Source organism: Paenibacillus sp. 2KB_22 (assembly GCF_052115745.1).
GTDB lineage: Bacteria > Bacillota > Bacilli > Paenibacillales > Paenibacillaceae > Paenibacillus.
Window position 1 is genome coordinate 876,962 of record NZ_JBFRHG010000001.1, and the last position, 20,268, is coordinate 897,229.

Sequence of the window (20,268 nt, forward strand, 5' to 3'; positions counted from 1 at the left end):
AACGATTGAAGGAGGACACACGTCAATGAGTAGAAATAAAGAAATGGCGCTAAAAAAAGAAGTCACCCCTTACGAAAAAAATGATCTCAGATTAAGTATCCGTCAGTTAATCAATACATTGCTCCCGCTCTTCCTGCTATGGGCTGCGGCTTACTTTAGCTTATCGGTATCCTACTGGCTGACCTTCCCGATTGCCTTGGTGGCATCCGGATTTGTACTACGGACATTCATTATCTTCCATGACTGCTGTCATGGTTCATTCTTCAAGAGCAAACGTGCCAATGATATTCTCGGTACCATTACTGGTGTATTAACAGTGACACCCTATCAGCAGTGGAAAAACGAGCATTCTATCCATCACGCGACAAGCAGTAATCTTGACAAACGTGGTGTAGGTGATATCTGGGTTATGACGGTTGACGAATACAAAGCAGCTTCTCCTTGGGGACGCCTCTTCTATCGGATTTATCGTAACCCGTTCGTATTGTTTTGTATCGGACCCATCTACGTGTTTCTGTTGGCTTACCGTTTTAACCGCAAAGGTGCAAGACGTAAAGAACGCATCAATACACACCTAACAACAGTATTGATCGTAGCCCTCTATGCATTCATGTGCTGGTTGGTCGGATGGCAGGCTTTTGTAATGGTGCAGGCACCTATCTTCTTCTTCTCCGGTTTCTTTGGGATCTGGCTGTTCTACGTGCAGCATCAGTTCGAAGAGACGTATTTTGAACACGAAGATGAATGGAGTTATGTAAAAGCAGCTGTCGAAGGTAGTTCTTATTACAAATTGCCAAAATTATTGCAATGGATCAGTGGTAATATCGGGTTTCACCATGTGCATCACTTGAGCCCGCGTGTACCTAACTATTTCTTGGAAGAAGCACATAACGCAACACCACCCTTGCAAAAAGCAACTACCATTACATTACGTTCCAGTCTGGTTGCTCTGCGCTTCCGTCTGTGGGATGAAGATTCTAAACAGTTCATTAGCTTTAGACAGCTCAAAAATCTATCCCGCAAACCTTATGTTCAACCAACTATCCGTGTTACGAATCCAGCGGGTCTGACAGAGAAGCCTTAACTCTGTCGGATTCGTTTTCTTGTGTTCAAGCCATAGTCATGCTACAGTCATGCTACGGTTGAGTACAAGTGCAAGGAGGAGAATCATATTCAGAAGTGGATGCAGATTTTTTATAAAAATACAGGGTTAAATCCTTATGTATGGCTCGTCTTTTTCATCCTGCCCTTCTATTACATTTCACAATATTCCAAATTATGGACGATGGTAACCGGCATTGTTATCATTCTCGTTTTCTTCGTCTGTTATCTGCTCGCCTTCATCACCAAGGGCTGGCAGGTATACATGTGGATTGGTTTGCTCATTGCCATATCCATTACGATGACTATCGCCTATGATTATGCCTACTTTTCATTGTTTCTTGCTTTTTTTATTGGGAATATTAAAAATAAGGCTGGTTTCTTCACCCTCTACTCGGTGAACTTGGGAGCCAGTTTCCTAACCATTAATTATGGTTTTATCAATCAAAGTTCATTATTGGTGAGTCAGTTCCCGTTTGTATTCATCAGCTTAATGGCCTCCATCCTGCTTCCAATCAGTACGTATAACAAAAACAAGACTGAACAATTGGAAGGCCAATTGGAGAATGCAAACAAGCGACTCGATGATCTCGTAAAAATGGAAGAACGCCAGCGTATCGCTCGTGACCTGCACGATACACTCGGACAGAAACTCTCTCTGATCGGTCTGAAAACCGATTTGGCGAGACGACTGCTCCGCAGTAATCCCGATCAGGCTGAGATCGAATTGAACGACCTCAGACAAACGGCAAGCACAGCTCTAAAGGAAGTCCGGGAAATGGTCACCACCATGCGTGGTACACAATTGGTCGATGAACTGTTCCGGGCGGAGCAGATTTTGAAGGCCGCTTCCATTGAATATATACTCGATGGCAATCCGAAGTTACAAGACACGTCACAATTGAATGAAAATGTGCTTGGCATGTGCTTGAAAGAAGCTGTTACTAATGTGGTCAAACATAGTCAGGCAACAGCATGTACCATCATTATTGAGGAATCACCCGCCAATAATATACTCACTGTACAAGACAACGGCGTCGGAATAGAACGATCACACAGACAGGAGCGGCGAGGAACAGGGATTTTGGGCATGAAAGAACGACTTGAATTTGTAAACGGCTGTCTGGATATTCGATCTGATACAGATATTCAGGGTACAGAGATTATTATTCATGTTCCCAAACTCGTCCGCAAACCGATAAAGGAGGAAGAATCATGATCAGAATTGTAATCGCGGAAGATCAGCGCATGATGCTCGGTGCCTTGTCTTCTCTCCTCAATCTGGAGGAAGATATGGAAGTCGTCGGACGTGCCAGCAACGGCCAGGAAGCCCTTGCACTTGTCCAGGAGCTTACACCAGACATCTGTCTGATGGATATAGAAATGCCCGTGAAAAGCGGCCTCGAAGCCGCAGAAGAACTCAAAGGAATGAGCTGTAAGGTCATTATCCTGACCACTTTTGCCCGGACCGGATATTTCGAACGTGCCTTAAAAGGCGGTGTCCGTGGTTACCTGCTCAAGGACAGTCCAATAGAAGAACTTGCCGAGGCGATCCGCCAAGTTATGAATGGCAGACGCATCTTCGCTCCCGACTTGGTAGATGAAGCTTATGTAGAAGAAAATCCTCTGACAGAGCGGGAAAATGCCGTGCTAGGCCTCATGGCAGATGGCAAAAACACCAAGGAAATCGCCGGACATCTGTTTATCACAACGGGCACGGTGCGTAACTACATCTCCATTATTCTCAACAAGTTAAATGCCAGTAACCGCATTGAGGCCATCACTCGCTCTAAGGAAAAAGGGTGGTTCAAATGAAAGTACCGCTTTAACCCATTGAAACATAAATAAGCATGTACTCCTGCTTTACATGCTTTCATAACATCTCTAATAAAAAGGTTGGCCCAGAAAAAATCCTGGGCCAACCTTTTTAAATATATACCGCAACCATCCAACACTCATCTCTTCTACAGTTCAGATATCCATAAATTACTCAAGATTTCACAGATACAGTCATGCCAAGAGCTTCTAGTGGTACTTGATCGGTCTTAAGCTGATGAATTTTATTACCGTCCTGCCATGAGATCGTTACATGAACAGACTTTCCACCACTTGGATATTCAACCTTGATATATCCTTTATCTTTCGGTATAGGCAATGTATGTGACTCCAGGTACTCCACCATTTTCTTCGCTATGCCCGGATTATTCATTTCATCTTCGGAAACCGAACGAATTTGCAGCGTCCATCTGCCTTCTTGCCAAGTCAGATATTGACTGCCTGCCGCACCTTCAGCCATGCCTTTGATGCCATGTCCCAGGTCTACAGCCATATCTGCTGGAATATCTTTCAGGTCCGTCTCAGGAAAAATGCTATCCTGATCAGGGTTCTTATAAGTCTTCACTTCATAGGAAGCCAGTACAGGTATCTTACTGTCGGATGCCGTTAAAGATTGATCATTAACAGCAACCGACTGAGTGGTGGCGTAGAAGTTCACTTTAAATGCATCAGCCGTATTGGAAGGTATTGCTGCACCCAAATATGTGCCTTTGTCCAATGGGAATGAAGTGGGTAACGCTGCATTCTCCATCTTCAACTGGTTGCGAACTTGCTTGATCACATCATTCACACCTGATTGACCTGTGGCAGTATGGTTTCCGCCGGCCTGCGTTCCTGATGTTTCTACACTATTCACTGTTCCCGTGTTCTCTTTGGTTCCTGTTTCATTTTCATTAGAGAAATCAGCACCACCGCTGCCATTCTCGGTCTGTTCACCCACTGTTGTCGTTGGTGAAGAACTACTCTCTGATGATGAAGCATTGGAATCCGGTCCGCCACATCCTGCCAGAGCAAGTAAAACGGCTGTCGTTACCGGAATAGTTATCCATAATGATTGTTTCTTCATGATGTGTACCTCCTTCGTTTTAGCCAATCTATTATCAGGGTCTACTCTATCGTCTGATTGAATTGGAAAATTGAAAATATTAACGTTTGTCGTTCCAGAAGTTAACCGGCTGCACTTTCTTGCTTAATACTTCAAAACGATACCCTTCTGCCTTCAATGTTTTTAATACTTGCGGTAATACTTTCAGCGTCGCTTCCTGGTCGTGCATAAGCACAACCGGCGTTGTTCCGCTCTTTTGCACATGGTGGATCTGCTTCATTACACTGTTATAGACTTTCTGGTGATCTTTCTTGTATTTCCAGTCTTCCGAATCCACATTCCAATCCCATAGATGGAATCCACCCTGACCCAGCAGCACGTTACGGAATGCCGGTTTGAGATATGGTTTACTACCATATGGCGTCCGAACGAGACTTGTTTTAACTCCAGCAACCTTGTTCAGACTTACATTGGCCTGTTGCATCTCTATCAATCCGCTATATGCGGATTGATAGAATTTGCTTGGAACGTGACTCACCCCATGTAAACCCAATCCATGCCCGTCAGCTACAATTCGTTTGGTAGCCTTCTGAAATTTCTCCATCTGAGGACCCAGCATGAAAAACGTTGCCTTCGCATTATACTGATCCAGAATATCCAGTAACTGACCCGTATGAGCGGTAGGCCCATCATCAAAAGTCAGATATATGATTTTGGAATTTGCTTTGCTTGCACGATCCTTGGAAGTAGCGGATTTGGCAGATACCGACTGCGGCAATAATAGTGGAATGATTAGTAAAATAGCAAGTGTGACCATGATAGATTTGCGAATATGTAACATAATTAAAATCTCCCTTGTGTGTTATATTTCCCCGGGTGTCCATGTTGTTCTACCTTCATCCCTTGGCGATTAATCCTAATACTATCAAAGGTAGTGACTGCTGTTCTCGCTTCAAAGGCTACGGTAGAGTTACACTTTTGTCAGATAAACCTAAAATTTAATACGAATTTGATAGATTTGAGCAAAATAAAGATCCCGTCAGGATAGATCAATTGTGACATATCCTTTATTACCCACATTCAGGATTTTGATAGACTTTTGCTCCAATTCAAGCAAATCAATACAATAATTAAATAGCTATGCATGCAAAAAAAGCCTGCACAAGTGCAAGCTTTTTCGTCTTCAATCAGCATATGGCATCAACCCGTCATCCCTTGCAAGGAGACCTAACCCCTATTGCTTTGAGGGTGATTTCCTTATGCCGTATGTAAAAGTCTTTTGTTCTTGGAATCTTCTCGACTCCCTACGTGCATTTATTCAGCTGGAGCTGTGAATGAACGTTTGCCAAACTCGGCATCCAGCATATAGAAGGCATTGCTGTCTTTTTCAATGCGGCGCAACTTCTGAATAATGTTGTCAAACAATGCTTCCTCTTCAACTTGCTCATCAATGAACCATTTCAGGAAATACATTGTCGCATGTTCACGTTCGTTCAAGGCGATGTCAGCCAGATTATAGAATTTTTTCGTGTTCTGCTGTTCATGAGCATAACCATGCTCAAAGACATCCAGCATCGAAGCATATTCATTCTTCGGTTCTGGCAAAGCCGCTAATGTAGCACGGTGTCCACGATCATTCAGGAATTTGTATATTTTCATACCATGGAATCGCTCCTCTTCGGCTTGCACAATGAAGAAGTTCGCAAATCCATCCAGACTTTTGCTGGAACAATAGGCTGCCATAGCCAGATATACATGAGCGGAATAAAACTCGAAGTTCATCTGTTCATTTAAAGATGCTGTTAACTCTTGGCTCATTATCCAAACACCTCTTTCTTTCTCTAGGGATGGTTATATTCTAACATAACGCCAGCAGGACTTACACCGATTTTCTACAAAATTCGCCAATGACTGAATGGTTCTCCTCCTATATAATTACATAGTCATTATCAGAATAATTCCAATCTGGAAGGTAGGCTAATACAATAACATGAACACCTCTTCACAGCTCAAAAAAACAATCGGCATGCCGCAAGCCGTTGCGCTCTATGTAAGTGCAGTACTCGGTTCAGGTGTCCTGATTGTACCCGGACTGGCTGCTGAGCTGGCAGGTCCAGCTTCGCTATTGGCTTGGGGCGGCATGGTCCTGCTAATTCTGCCACTCGCTTTATCCATGGGACTATTATCTGCTCGATATCCCGATGCAGGCGGTGTATCCCATTTCGTCACCCTTGCTTTCGGACAACGTGCCGGAACAATCATTGGCTGGTTCTTTTTGATGTCAGTACCCATAGGAGCTCCTGTCGCAGCTCTGACTGGTGCAGGATATATGACGGCTGCGTTGGGGCTAGGTGAACATATTAGAATTGCGATTGCTGCTATAATGCTGGCAATTGGATTGATCATTAATATCGTTGGTATGCAAGTTGCGGGTAAAGTACAGATTGGTGTCGTCATCGCTATTGTTGCTGTGCTGGTGATGGCCTTTGTACTGGCTCTTCCCAACATGGACTCCATCCATTACACTCCATTCATGCCTCATGGCTGGGTCAGTATCGGTCAAGCCGGGGCGATTCTGTTCTGGTGTTTTATTGGCTGGGAGGCGGTATCTCACTTGTCTGAAGAATTCACTGATCCTCGTAAAGCAGCCATTAAAGGTGTAACTATCGCTGCGATTATCGTAGGTGTGCTCTACTTCCTGACAGCTCTGGCTACCGTAGGCACGCAAAGTTATCTTCACGGCGGGGCCGATGTATCCCTCGTATGGATCATTAGCCAACCTCTCGGTATCTGGGGTGCTTGGATCGCTGGACTGACTGGCATATTTATCTGTACTGCAACCGTCATTGCCTATGCTGGGGCAGCTTCACGGGTTGGTTATGCACTCGCGAGACAAGGGGCTGCACCGCGTTGGATGGCTCATCTGTCCAATCGATTCCACACACCTGTAGCAGCAATCGGATTCCTGGGGATCTGCTTCATTCTGGTGCTAAGTGTCTATGCAAGCGGCATCGTTTCACTTACAACGCTGATTCAACTTCCCAATGCAACCTTTATCCTCACATATCTTGGGGGCTGTGCAGCAGGCATCCGGTTATTGAAAGGCAGTCGCACCGGCGTGACCATCAGCTGGATTTCCTTTGTAGCCACAGCGATCGTATTCCCTTTTGCCGGATGGGCGGTATTGTACCCGGTTCTTATTGTGATTCTCTATGGCTTGTTCAGCCGCAAACAACCTTCCAAGATCTGAACGAACAAAAAAGCTCTGCCGTGATGGCAGAGCTTCTTTCATTCTTTCGAGATATGAAATTATACCAAGAACGCTTTGGAGATGATAACCAACAGGATGAACAGAACCAGAATGGCACCTACAGAAGTGAAACCTCCGTATCCGTAGCCTCTTGTTTCTCCACCTAATACTTCGCTCATTGACCGTACCTCCTCTGCAACAGGTATGGGATATCTTATGCAGGAAGTACGACTTTGACAGGGCGGATGCCCTTATTATTCAGATTGCTGTTTTTTTCGTTCAATACCGGGGAGATTGCACACGCATGATATCCAGAAAAGGCACCTTCGCCGTGAACTCTTCTTCGGTATACTCTACATGCACAAGTCGTGTACGGGAGTCCATTTTGACAATGACTCCTTGCACCTGGTCTTCTTTGCCCCATACGGTCAACAGTACTTCCGAACGTTCACGAAAGGCTTCAACCAGTTGATTTCCCAACTCTTCAAGTTCAAATTCATCCCGTGTAGGTCTTTTTGCTACTTTTGCTTTTGCCAATGTGGCTGCCTCCTCTACTCCGACGTCCCGATTCCACGGGTTGATTGCCGAGTTCGTATTCAATTAGTATACCATTCATTTGCGTTCGTGTAATGTCATGACAGTTCATTGGGGCAAATTTTCCAATTCATCATACGTAAGCTGGTTGGCGTTATTCTTCACGGTATTCTATAACAATTGTATACTCGTTCGATCGAACTTCACCGCTTCGTCTCTGTCCGTTCAGTTCATAAGTATACAGGGCAGTCAGGAAACCATTCAGCGTTCCCGTCTCCTCTGTAGATAACTGCGCTACATAGGAGATATTTTTCTCCGCGCCCGGGGCCAGTTCCCCCAGATGTAGATACCTTGGCGAAGAGTATTCGGGTATGTTCCATTGAACCTGACCTTCCGCCTGACCACTCCATTTGGCTCCCGGTGGAAGAACGCCTGTCAATTGTACACGGGCAGACAGAGAGCCTGTATTCTCAACCCGGACCTGAAAAGATACGGATCCTCCCTGCTCAACTAGATTAGGATTTACTCCAACGTGAACCTTGATCATCGGGCTTTTCAGGTAGACCGTTGCTTCGTTGGAAGCAGCTATGCGCTGCACCGTTCGTGAATCCGGCAATCGATACGTATACAAGAGACGCGCCTGGTTAACCAGCTCGGATGGATCAGACATGGCTGTCCTTTGTTCTATAATCTTTGCTTCAAATTGAATATTGACGATAGACCGTGCAGTTACTGTCCCGAGGCTAACTCCCTTGACCGGATTGGCCCCGGGCCGCTTGACCCCATTCCAGCTGAGGCTCCCTTCAACAAACGTCATACTGGCCGGCAATGAATCCGATACTTTGGCATCCACCGCATAATTACTTTCATTTGCAATGGTAATGTCATATTGTATGATGTCATCCAATGAGACAACTACCGGATGTACCTTTTTTTGAATCGAAATAAAAGGCTGGATGACTTCAAGTGTGACTTTGTTTGAATAAACGACTTCCTGCTTGCCTGAAGAAGTATACTCCAGCACCGCCTGAGTTGGAATGCTCTCAGCATCCCTTACCGAAACAACCTGTACCCGATATTGAATGGTAACTGAACTTCCGGGCTCAATGTCACCGATCTCTATTCCAGAATCCGGGGTCATCTGGGGGGCAAACATTCCATTAATAACAACACTTGCAGGAATAAATACAAGGCCAGGAGCCAAAGCGATGGTCACCTTGGCACCTGTAGCTGTCAGAAATCCCGGATTGCTCACAACGACACTGTACAAAACCATATCCCCTGAGAAGGTCGAGATATGGTCCGATTGAAGGACCACCTCCAGACGGGATGAGGCCAAAGTGACCTCAACCGCATTGGAAAGTTCTCTGCCTGTAACTGTTCTGCCTTCTGGTGTTAGAAATTCATAGTTTACTTGCGCCTGATTCAACAGCTTCAGTGTCGAAGGCAAACGCACGATGGCAACTTGAAAGTGGTAGCGCAGTGTGGCTCCCGGCGTGACCTCAGCAGGAGGAAGCCCAAGCTGGGGTGATGCACCGGGTAATGGAATCCCATCACGAAGCACACTATTCGGAAGCAGTGATGTATCTTCCGAGAGCGGATCCACTACATGCACGATGGCGGTTCGATTACCAGAATTCGTAATCTCGATCTGATAAGTGAGCGACTGCCCCAGTGCAGCTACAGTCACATTGGATCCCTTTCTTACTTCAAGTCTGGGTCCAACCCATGGGGTGACTACGGTATTGGAATAGGCCACCTGTTCCAGTTCAGTCGTACCCGAGCTGAATCGAACCAGGGACTGATTCTGTAGCCAGTGGGACAACGGACCGGAAGATTGGCTCATATCACCACGACCCCTACTCTGAATGTCACGGTCACCGAAGCACCAGCAGCAATCGATCCAAGTGTTATTCCGGTATTCGGATTGCCGGTTGGTCTTGCAACTCCATCCACCGTTACGCTTCCGGGTACAAACACTGTTCCTACCGGTACAGGGTCAACCATGACCACATTATTGACCGCTTCAATACCGGCGTTTGTAACAACAACCGTATAAGTGATTACATCACCGACCACTGCATCAATGGCATCAGTGCTTTTGACAACCGTCACGTTAGGTGAAGATACTGGAATGACAAGGACGTTGGAAGACACCGTACCCGTTAACTGACGGCCATCCGGCGGACTAAATGTATAATTGGCCACGGCTTGGTTCGTCAACCGCTGATCTTGCGGCAGCGAATCCACGGTAACTTCAAGGGTGACGGTCACATTAACGGATCCCCCTGGCGATATGCTGCCTACAGCAATGCCTGTTTCCGGATTGGCTCCTGGTTGCGGCACACCATCAATTAAAACACTGTTCGGAAGAAGCACAGCTCCATCCGGAATGTTATCTGTCAAGGTCAGATTAACAGCCAGATTTCCGCTGTTGTTGATGGTAAAAGAGTAAACGATGGTGTCACCGATCGTAGCATTAGATGTATTTGCCGTTTTGGTCACGGCAATGATTGGTTGATAAATCGGTGTGACTACGATATTCGAGTATGAAGCACCCGAGAAGACACCCGATGTGAAACTTACGGCTGACTGACTGCTCACAACAGGTGGTGTAGGCAGTGTATTGACTCGCACTGCATAGGATATTGCTGCTGAGGCTCCTGGAGCCAGTGATCCAATGGCGATGCCAAGTGCTGGGTTAGCCGAGGTACGCGGAACACCATCCACCAGAACACTTCCGGCGACAAATGTGGTAGCTGGATCGATCGGATCGGTTAGTACCACATTGTTAACGGGATCAATTCCGTTATTGGTCACAACCATCTGGTACACAATCGTGTCGCCGACCACTGCATCTACCGACGTTGTTGTTTTCGTTACACTGACATCCGGTGCAGATACCTGAATGTTGAGCGAATTGGATGTTAGACTGCCTCCCAGTGTTCTTCCGTCTGGCAGCGTATACGTAAAGGTTGCAGAAGCCTGATTCGTTATCGATTGGCTCAAAGGAAGAGTGACAATGACCACCGAGAACATAACCATGGTTGTTGTTGACACGACGCCCAGCGGAATACCCGAAGCCGGATCGGCACCCGGTACAGATGCACCATTGACGATCACACTATTGGGCACAAGCTCAGTTCCGGCAGGGATCGTATCCGTCAACGTAACAGAGGCTCCATAGTTCCCGGCATTAGAGATGGAGATGCTGTACACAACGGTATCCCCGACCGTGGCTATCGTCTGATCCCCCGTTTTGACCGCCGTCAGAATCGGCTGGAACACCGGGGTTGTAACCGTATTGGAGAACGTGGTGGCTGAGAACACGCCGGATGTAAAGCTGACCGTGGATTGATTGTTCAAAACGGTACTTGCCGGGAGCGAAGTAACCCGAACACTAAATACTACAGTCACGGTAACCCCAGGGGCAATGGAACCAATGGTGATCCCGGTTGAAGGGTTGGCACCAGGGCGAAGAACCCCATCAACAAATACGCCAGTTGGCGCAAGAACGGTGCTTGCCGGTACCGCGTCTGTGAAGACTACATTACTGACCGTCGCAATTCCGTTATTTGTCACTGCTACGCTGTATGTCACAATATCGCCAACAGAGACCGACGTTGATGTCGTCGATTTCACTACATCGACATCCGGAGCCGACACGGTGATGGTAAGTACATTGGACAGAACAGAACCTGTAATCGTCCTACCGTCCGGCAATGTGAAGGAAAGAGCCACCGAAGCCTGATTCACCAGCTGTTGCGGAGACGGCAAAGTATCGATAACGACAGAAAAAGTAATGGTTGTTGTCACACCGGCAGCAACAGTGCCTGCCGAAATACCTGTGGCTGGATTGGCTGCAGGCAGCGGCTGGCCATTCACAATGACACTGTTCGGAACGAGAATGGTTCCCGTTGGGATATTGTCCGTCAGGTTAATCTGGGCCCCATAGTTACCCGTGTTGGATACAGTAACCGTGTAGCTAACCGTGTCACCTACAGTAGCGTTCTGTGTGCTTGCCGCCTTTGTTGCAGTGAGAATGGGCTGGAATACCGGTGTGACCACCGTATTGGAAAATGTTGTGCTCGAGAAAGTCCCTGATGTAAAACTGACTGTGGATCGATTACTCAGCTGGCCGCTTGGCGGTATCGCATCCACACGGAAGGCAAAAGTTACAGTTGCGGACGCTCCTGGAGCAAGTGTGCCAAGTGATATCCCGCCTGCCGGGTTGGCTGCAGGTTGCGCTACTCCATTCACGGTCACACTGCCTGTGACAAAGGAAGCCCCTGCAGGTACCGGGTCCGAAAACTGAATATTGTTTACAGGAGCTATACCACTGTTTGTTACCTGAACGGAGTAAGTGACGGTATCACCTACCGCTGCCGCAGTTGAAGGTGTACTTTTAACGACAGCAACGTTTGGAGAAGAGACCGGAAACGTCAGCGTATTTGAAGTGGCTGTTCCTGTCAACGTACGTCCGTCCGGAGGTGTGAAGGTAAAGGAAGATGTAGCAAAGTTGCTAAGCTGCTGCGGAGATGGAAGTGTATCCACAACCACAGCAAACGTAATAACGGCGGTTGCTCCAGCTGCAACATTGCCTACTGGAATACCTGTTCCCGGCGTCGCTCCAGGCTGCGGCACACCTGAAACAACAACACTGTTGGCTACAAAAGAAGTCGCAGCAGGAATCGTATCTGTGACGGTAACATTGGCCTGCAAATTGCCCGTGTTGCTGACAGTCACCGTGTATACAACCGTGTCACCTACGGTGGCATTGACTGTATTGGCGGTTTTGACGAGTGAAATCTGCGGTTGGATAACCGGCGTCTGTGTTGTATTGGAGGAGGATGACCCCGAAAATGAACCGGATGTGAAACTGACCGTCGACTGATTGTTAATCTGCGAAGGGATCGGCATGGTAATCGTCACCTCAAAAGTTACGGTAACCTCAGCTCCTGGAGCCAAAGTACCGATTGGAATACCGGCGGTCGGATTGAAGAGCAGGAATGAAGTCCCGTTCACAATGACGCTTCCGGGTACAAATGGGGTATTCGGAGGAAGAGGGTTGACATATACCACATTGTTAACTGCTACGGTTCCGTTGTTGCGAATAACAGATGTGTACCTGATGACATCCCCGACTACGCCGTAATCTACATTGTCACTATTAACAATCGTTACATTGGGTAGAGAGACAGGAATAGTGATGGTGTTGGATGACGAGAATCCGGCAATCGCTCTTCCACTTGGAAGTGTGTATGAGAATGAAGCAACCGCCTGGTTAGTCAACTGTCTTGAATCAGGCAAACTTGTTACCGTTGCGACAAAAGTAACTGTTGTGCTTGAGTTGGCTGGAATTGAGCCCAAACTAATACCTGCTGCCGGACTTACACCTGGTGTGGGTACACCGTTAATAATGACACTGTTCGTACTGAAAACAGCTCCCGCAGGAATCGGATCCGTCAAGGTAACCGAAGCTGCGATGTTACCTGTGTTGTTAATCTGAATGCTGTAATTAAAGGTATCTCCTACCGTCAGATTCGTTGTACTTGCTGATTTCACCACTTGAATGACGGGCTGAAATATGGGTGTACTAACCGTAATCGATGAAGAGACACCATTAAAACTTCCCGACGTAAAGGCTGCGCTGGCACGGTTGGTAGCTGATCCTGTGGAAGGAACAGACGTCACTCTGGTCTGGTATGTCACGGTGACGCTGCTTGAGCTGTTTAAGGTTCCGACAACAATGCCTGAGACCGGACTTGCACTTGCGGAAGCTGTTCCGTTAATGGTGACACTGCCCGGCACAAACTCCGAGCCGGTCGGCGTATCCGAAATCACCAGATTTTGGACTGCACTAATTCCGGCATTAGTTGCAATAACGGTATAAGTAAGAATGTCTCCTACAGTCGCATCAGGTGTGTTTACCGTTTTGCTAATCGAAATATTAGGGGCCGATGCAGGTATTCGAACGATATTGGATTGACTTGACCCTGAGAGATTCCGTCCGCTGGGAAGCTGGTACGTATAAGTTGCGGTACCCTGATTCTCCAGTGTTGGCGGAGATGGAAGTGTACTCAGTGTTGCGCGAAATACGACCGTAGCTGTAGCTCCTGGCGAGAGACTGCCCAGCGTTATACCGGTTAATGGGCTGGTTCCCGGACGCGCAGTACCATTCACTGTTACCGAATTCGGAACAAACGTCAGTCCTGCAGGGATCGTATCGGTTACCGTAACTTGAGCAGCTATGTTTCCGCTGTTTGTCACCACAAGTGTATATGCAAGCTGATCTCCCAGCGTCGCATTCGTTTGACTCGCCGATTTATTAATCGCAATGACCGGCTGGTACACAGGAGTAGTGATCGAATTGGAGTTGGAAATACCCGTAAAGGTACCTGAACTATAGGACACAGAAGCCCGATTAAGCAGCGATCCTGATGCAGGCAAGGATTGAACCGTAACCTGAAACGTCACCGTCGCTGAACTTCCCGCAGTCAATGTTCCAACAGATATGCCACTGTTCGGATTAGCCGATGCAACGGCCGCTCCTCTTACGGTGACACTTCCCGGAACAAATATAGTTCCTGCCGGGAGAGCATCCGTCAGAATCACATTGTTAATCGGCTGAATGCCACCGTTCGTGGTAACCACGGTGTAGGTGAATGTCTCTCCTACGGCTACGTCACTGACGGAAGCGGATTTAACTGCGGTTACATTGGGCAAAGTCACCGGAATCGTCAAGGTGTTAGACGCTATTGTTCCTGTTATGGTCCTTCCGTCAGGCGAGTTAAACGAATACGAAGCGGTAGCCTGATCCACAAGGGTTGGCGGTGTAGGCAAGCTTGTGACCAGCACTTGAAAGGTAACGGTATTCGCGCTACCCGCAGCAAGGCTGCCCAAATTCACACCAGTCGCGGGATTGGCGCCTGCAATGACATTTCCGTTCAGGCGGAAGCTGCCTGCTACATACGAACTGCCACTTGGGATGTTATCTGTCAATGTGACGCTAGCCGCAACATTCCCTCCATTGTTTACCTGAATCGTGTACGTTACCGTGTCACCCACCGTGGCATTGGTGGTACTCGCCGACTTCACAATGGACAGGTTCGGTGAATATACAGGAAGTGTGGAGTTGTTGGAGGGAATTACGCCAGTAATCGTCGGCCCTCCTGCCACACTCTGAAACGTAAAAGCTGCATTGGCCGAATTCACAAGCTGCAAGATGCTTGCATCCTGTCCGATAAGTGCCCGGTAGGTTACAACAATACTGCTTGACAGGTTTAATGCACCCAGCGGAATACCTGCGGTTATATCCAGTGTTGGGCGGGATACACCTGCAACTGTGACGCTCCCAGGAATAAAAGTAAGTCCTGCAGGCAATGAGTCGGATAGAACTACACTGGCGGCACTGGCTGTACCTGCATTGGCAACCGTAACCGTATAGAGAATGCTATCCCCCGCTACCGCACCGGTGGCCGTTGACCCCTTCGATACGGTAATTCTTGGTGCGTTAATATCGACTTGAATGGCATTGCCATTAACGATGTATGCATCGCCTGAAGTCGTTAGCGTAAGTACTGCGGAGGATTGATTGTTAATCAGCCTGGCAGATACATCCACATTGGTAATATCCCAGCCTTGACGACCGCCGACGATGTTGGAACCCGGAGCTCCGTTGATCTGATTTCGAGTTCCGAAAGTGCCCGTTGTGTTAAGCGCTCCCGTATCCCCATTGATTTGGGATGCAAAGAAGTTCGCAGCCAGATTGTTTGGCCCGGATAGGGCCACTGAAGTCGCAGAGGTCGGCCCGAATAATGCCTGATCACCTGTTCGATTCGCGTCACCTTCCTGGGCACTGAACAGTGCTCTTCCTCCGAGTACACCGGAGAGAGGGGTTGCGAATCCTGTCAGTGTTGTAACGACTGGTGGTGAAGTGGATTGCACAAGTACGCCGCCTGCACGCAAAGACATGTTGCGAAAAGGGAGATTGGGATTCTGATAAATAACGCCAAGCGTCCATCCCGCATGATTGGCTGTAGCATCATTCGTAATCACAATCGTTCCCACGACCGCTCCGGTGATATATGTACCTGCTCCCCCATTTTGTACAAGTGTCGTTACATTGGCTGAACGTACATAACCTGCGGCGTTGTTACCCAGATCAAACTGATTGTAAGTCGCCGGGTCAGGTGTAACACTGAATGAACCTGCAGGGGTGATGAACGTTACCGGATTGTTGATCGCTGAGCTCAGATTGACAGTTCCATTGATATAACTTCCGCCCCAGATTAATTCCGCATACAGAACGGTACTGCCCGCAGGAAGAACAAGGATAGCAGCAGAACTGTTACTCTGATACAAGCTTGTGGTTCCCAGTGGGTAGGTTCCATACTGGACGGTGGTGTTGGTTGTGGTAAAACCACCAATACTGTCCTGTGTTCCCGGTACCCCTGCTGTTTCCGAACGACTCAGTCCAAGCGTATTGCCCGTAAACGTAATTGCTCCCGTAGCGTTAACGGTTGAACGAACGACAAGAGGAATGGAATTCACCTCCCCTTCAGCAAGAATTACAATCCTATGATACGGAGCCTTCTAACAGTCTATGTCGCTCTAACCGAAATTTGTATGTCCTTCCTCGGAAAGTTTCAGTCAACGCTTGTAATATAATGTAAGCTTAGTTCCCATGCTTTAAATATAATGATTTGCGTTTTATGCATTGTGATTTATAATCATCATATACGAGAGTAATTCTGTCGTACCATTATGATGCAGTCAGCGGTGATATATGAAGAGTTTCCATACGCACACTAGCCACATCCCAACTGAATACGAATTCAAGCATTCCAAATGGATCAAAAAAATGCTTCATGCCTACTGGATTGTCATTACCTCACATTTAGTCATTCAGATAGGCTGTTTCCTATTTCTGGATTATGATCGCACCCCTATAGATTTCATGATGAATGTCCTGTTCTGGCCTACGACCATCAGCAGTTCATGCATTTTGCTAGCAAGTTGGGTTGATCGGCGCTTCAGTTCATATTCCTTTTACACCATGTCTATAGCCAGCACGGTTATCGCCTGAACGATAATTCATGTCAATTATGACATTCGAATTATACTAGCGATCTGCCTGTTGCCCATCTTCGCTTCGGTACTGTTTTTCAGTAAAAAGAGAGTATGGATTGTTTGCATGATGCAGATGATGGGTTATCTTCTGGTTCTGTTCGATCCGTTCTATCGACTGTACCTGTCTTCATTTGACATGGTATCGATTCCTGCTTTTTTAATCCTAGGTACATATGTAGCACAAGTTATCGTAACCAGCGGAGTTGAAGTGCTGGTTGATCTTCAGGCCAGTATGCTCGCCAAGCAGGACCTTATTGTGCGAAATGCCATTATGACCAAACAGTCCAAAACAGATGGCTTAACCAACCTTTATAATCAAAGCTCGTTCAAGGATTATTACGAAAAAGCATTTGAGTATGCCAACAGCGGCATGAGTATGCATCTGGCCCTGATCGATATTGATGACTTCAAATCCATTAATGATACTTATGGTCATCGGGTTGGAGACATCATTCTGGAGAAAGTGTCCCTGATCATCCAGGAAACCATTACCTCAAGTGATATTGCAGCACGGTACGGGGGCGAAGAGTTCGCCTTATTGATGTTTGAGCAATCTTTCAAGCAGGCCTATGCCTTGGTGGAACGAATTCGTCAGAAAATTGCCCTGATGGGCCACCTGGAACTTGGAGGAGCTTCCATCACAGTGAGTATCGGTCTCAAAAGTTACAATCCTAATCTAAGTAAAGATAAATTGTTTGAGGAAGTAGATGCCTGTCTGTATGCCGCCAAACGAACAGGTAAAAATAAAACCGTAACATCACTTGACCTGACTTCGTCCTTCGTAGAGAAAATATAAATAAAAAAGTTGTGCTGTACACCGGAATGCCGGTTTGTACAACACAACTTTTTTGGGTTTGCATATGATCAGCAGGCTGAATCTCTTTATACGCTCTACGTTTTCATTCCGCCCATTCCCAGCGATGACGATTTTGCTCCAGCCTGGGATGAAGATCACCTGATGGTCCGTCAATGATGAGACGCAGCTCTTTGATCCAATCCTTGAAGGAATCAAATGAAGCAAACATATTCGCCATTTCAGTTGTCATATACAAGAAATGAGGAGCTGGGTATTCCGACGTGATATGGCGCAGCGCGCTATCCACAGGCGTATATTTCTTTCTCTTGCCCTCAAGCCCCTCCACACGTATACGTGAAGTTGGATGTTCCCGCCGCCAATCGTGCAAGCGGTCTTCTCTTTTGTAATATGCCTGTATTGTATCCTTGCTCATTCGCTTAAACGTGCTCTCGTGTAAAGGATACAGCACGAGCTGCTTAAATGAACGAGTGTCCACCGTTGCAGCAGCGCGTTCGAGTTGCTCATCAGTCACATGTTCGAACGAGTCATAAAAAGTCAGTGTCCCTCTGCGGCTGTCCACAGGTGGCTCATAACCGTAAGGTACCGATGCATATTTACTAGACATTTCACCCCTCCTTGTCTATAAGATGATACGCGCAAAGGTGATTGGGATAACCCAACTATTGTTATTATACGCTAACGATCCTGCTTCAACTCGGAATAAAAGGTCATTCTGTTCTTGCCTGCACGTTTGGACTCATACAACGCTTCATCCGCCATCCGGATAATCTCACTTGGGTTATTGCTGTTGGTTGGATATTCAGCCCCTCCGATGCTACATCCAATTCGAATTCGCTCGTATTCAATAATAAACGGCTTGTTCAGACTTTGAATGACGGTTTCTGCATAAGCGCTGGCTTCTTCCCTCGGATGACTTCCAACCGACTGAAGTACAATCAGGAATTCATCTCCGCCCAATCGGACCGTAATGCCCTTCTCCTGACCAAGAGAGCACAGACGCTGAGCCACTTTCTGTAACAGAACATCTCCAACCTGATGTCCAAGCGTATCGTTGACACGTTTGAATCCATCGAGATCCAGATAGAGAAAAGTCAGCGTGTGATTTTCACTTTCGGTCTCCAGAGACTCCTCCAGATACACTTCAAGGGCAGTGCGATTTGGCAGACTAGTCAACTGATCATAATGCGCCAGATTCTGCATTACGACCAGTTCTGAGTCTTTATTCGTGAGAGAGGTCAGCATATCTCGAAGCGAACGGGACAACACTTCAATCTCCGTAATCCCCTTATTCTCGGGAATTTCAAGCTCTTCCCCTGCTCGCAGTCGATTGGCCACTCTGGTAAGACGCACAAGCGGGGCAGAGATCAGACGTGAGACAAACCAGCCAATGAGTGCAAACAGCACAGTAACAGCGAGTCCCGCCCACACATTGAACCACATCAGGTCAAACACAGAAGCAAAAGCAGTCGACTTGACTTGACGAATGACTACGGTCCAGCCTAATCCGGGATAATCCAGGTGACCCTGGCTGTAGGCAAACCCTGTCACATATTCCTTACGATCTGGCCACTCTTCAATGGACCAGCTGCTTTTGTTGCGCTCGGCCTCTTCGATGCCGGGCAATACTAATGGTTTCCCGATCCATTCCTTCGGCCCCAGGAGCACTGTACGTTCCTTTTTACTTACGATAAAGAACTCAATGTCCTTTTCTTCTCTTTTCAATGGGGCAAGCACGGATTCTTCGACTTCCTTCGCCCATTCCCAGCTTAAATGTGCAGCGAGCACACCCTGAATATGTCCTTTGCTATCCTTCAGTGGAAAACTGATATCGACAAATTGCAACGGCTCTCCCGTTGGATTTGGTAGCAGCTTGGCAAGAAGTACTGCGTTATGCACATCTCCAATGAATTTACCCTTGATCCCTTCCTGATACACAGGTCGCTCTGATAAATTTTCCCCCAGCAAGATACCATCTGTCGCAGCTAACACTTTTCCCTTCGGGTTCATGAATCCAACCCATGAGAATGAGGGAAAGCTATCTTGTAGCTGATCCAGCAACATCTGAATCTCATCCGGTTGGAAACCATCTTCCAACGAAGCCATTCGGCCCAGCAGGTCCAGTTCACCCGCGCGAGCGGACATGAATCGATCCAGCTTGTCCGAAGCCTGTGAGGCCGTGCCTGTAAGCGAGTGACCAATCTCAGTCTCTACAGCAACAAATGACTTTTGGCTAAAAATAGACCCAATCGTCAGGGTAACCAGCAGGGATAACACAGCAAAGATGACTGTAAGCACAGTTCTAATTTTGAATGACATTACTTCCTCCATTACACGGTGAAACCATCTTGCTTTTCAACATAACTATGCTGCAAAGAGTACACGGAATGTCACCTCGGACGTGTCTCAAAACTCGCTGAAGTGCATCTTTTACCGCCTTTTCGCCCCCTGCTGCGTCACTTTCCCTTGACGTGCCCCGGCACGCCTGCGGAAAACTTCCTGGCTTGGAACGAAAATTCGGCAAAATCTGCTTCTTCGGAGTTTTAGACACGCCCT

14 protein-coding genes are annotated in these 20,268 nt (G+C 47.2%); 5 read left to right on the forward strand and 9 right to left on the reverse strand.

Features of this window, described 5'->3' with window-relative positions; genetic code table 11:
- Positions 1-25 precede the first annotated feature (25 nt).
- The 3 genes from AB4111_RS03550 (at position 26) to AB4111_RS03560 (ending at position 2,916) form a co-directional block, all read left to right on the forward strand.
- A complete protein-coding gene (locus AB4111_RS03550) occupies positions 26-1,084 on the forward strand; it encodes a fatty acid desaturase (RefSeq protein ID WP_442030496.1) in 1,059 nt (352 codons plus the stop codon).
- Between the two features lie 87 nt (positions 1,085-1,171).
- The gene (locus AB4111_RS03555) at positions 1,172-2,320 is read left to right on the forward strand and encodes a histidine kinase (RefSeq protein WP_253442520.1); all 1,149 of its coding nucleotides are present in this window, start codon (positions 1,172-1,174) and stop codon (positions 2,318-2,320) included.
- The gene (locus AB4111_RS03560) at positions 2,317-2,916 is read left to right on the forward strand and encodes a response regulator transcription factor (protein ID WP_253434599.1); all 600 of its coding nucleotides are present in this window, start codon (positions 2,317-2,319) and stop codon (positions 2,914-2,916) included. Before AB4111_RS03555 ends, AB4111_RS03560 begins: the two co-directional genes overlap by 4 nt.
- A gap of 175 nt (positions 2,917-3,091) precedes the next feature.
- On the opposite strand, the gene AB4111_RS03565 is transcribed toward AB4111_RS03560, so the two are convergent.
- The 3 genes from AB4111_RS03565 to AB4111_RS03575 all read right to left on the reverse strand — a co-directional run bounded on the left by AB4111_RS03565 (position 3,092) and on the right by AB4111_RS03575 (position 5,800).
- Positions 3,092-4,003: a hypothetical protein gene (locus AB4111_RS03565; RefSeq protein ID WP_442030497.1), complete on the reverse strand. Its 912-nt coding sequence runs from the start codon at positions 4,001-4,003 to the stop codon at positions 3,092-3,094.
- A gap of 79 nt (positions 4,004-4,082) precedes the next feature.
- A complete protein-coding gene (locus AB4111_RS03570; protein ID WP_442030498.1) occupies positions 4,083-4,823 on the reverse strand; it encodes a polysaccharide deacetylase family protein in 741 nt (246 codons plus the stop codon).
- 473 nt (positions 4,824-5,296) lie between these two features.
- Positions 5,297-5,800: a ferritin gene (locus tag AB4111_RS03575; protein ID WP_339242083.1), complete on the reverse strand. Its 504-nt coding sequence runs from the start codon at positions 5,798-5,800 to the stop codon at positions 5,297-5,299.
- A gap of 172 nt (positions 5,801-5,972) precedes the next feature.
- Between AB4111_RS03575 and AB4111_RS03580 the strand changes: the two genes are divergently transcribed.
- Entirely contained in the window at positions 5,973-7,232 is a 1,260-nt protein-coding gene (locus AB4111_RS03580; RefSeq protein ID WP_442030499.1) for an amino acid permease, read from the forward strand.
- 59 nt (positions 7,233-7,291) lie between these two features.
- Here AB4111_RS03580 and AB4111_RS03585 read toward each other — a convergent pair whose 3' ends face one another.
- The 4 genes from AB4111_RS03585 to AB4111_RS03600 form a co-directional block, all read right to left on the reverse strand.
- Entirely contained in the window at positions 7,292-7,411 is a 120-nt protein-coding gene (locus AB4111_RS03585; RefSeq protein WP_017688846.1) for a hypothetical protein, read from the reverse strand.
- 100 nt (positions 7,412-7,511) lie between these two features.
- A complete protein-coding gene (locus AB4111_RS03590) occupies positions 7,512-7,769 on the reverse strand; it encodes a YolD-like family protein (RefSeq protein ID WP_036608707.1) in 258 nt (85 codons plus the stop codon).
- A 151-nt stretch (positions 7,770-7,920) separates the two neighbouring features.
- The gene (locus AB4111_RS03595) at positions 7,921-9,612 is read right to left on the reverse strand and encodes a hypothetical protein (protein WP_442030500.1); all 1,692 of its coding nucleotides are present in this window, start codon (positions 9,610-9,612) and stop codon (positions 7,921-7,923) included.
- Complete coding sequence (locus AB4111_RS03600) at positions 9,609-16,319, reverse strand: DUF7507 domain-containing protein (RefSeq protein ID WP_442030501.1); 6,711 nt, start codon at positions 16,317-16,319, stop codon at positions 9,609-9,611. The genes AB4111_RS03595 and AB4111_RS03600 overlap by 4 nt, the downstream gene beginning before the upstream one ends.
- A 643-nt stretch (positions 16,320-16,962) precedes the next feature.
- Here AB4111_RS03600 and AB4111_RS03605 point away from each other — a divergent pair.
- Positions 16,963-17,694, forward strand: coding sequence for a GGDEF domain-containing protein (locus AB4111_RS03605; RefSeq protein WP_442030502.1), 732 nt, complete (start codon positions 16,963-16,965; stop codon positions 17,692-17,694).
- A gap of 103 nt (positions 17,695-17,797) precedes the next feature.
- Here AB4111_RS03605 and AB4111_RS03610 read toward each other — a convergent pair whose 3' ends face one another.
- Positions 17,798-18,319: a hypothetical protein gene (locus AB4111_RS03610; protein WP_442030503.1), complete on the reverse strand. Its 522-nt coding sequence runs from the start codon at positions 18,317-18,319 to the stop codon at positions 17,798-17,800.
- Positions 18,320-18,390: 71 nt separating this feature from the next.
- Entirely contained in the window at positions 18,391-20,031 is a 1,641-nt protein-coding gene (locus AB4111_RS03615; RefSeq protein ID WP_442030504.1) for a sensor domain-containing diguanylate cyclase, read from the reverse strand.
- Positions 20,032-20,268: the final 237 nt, after the last annotated feature.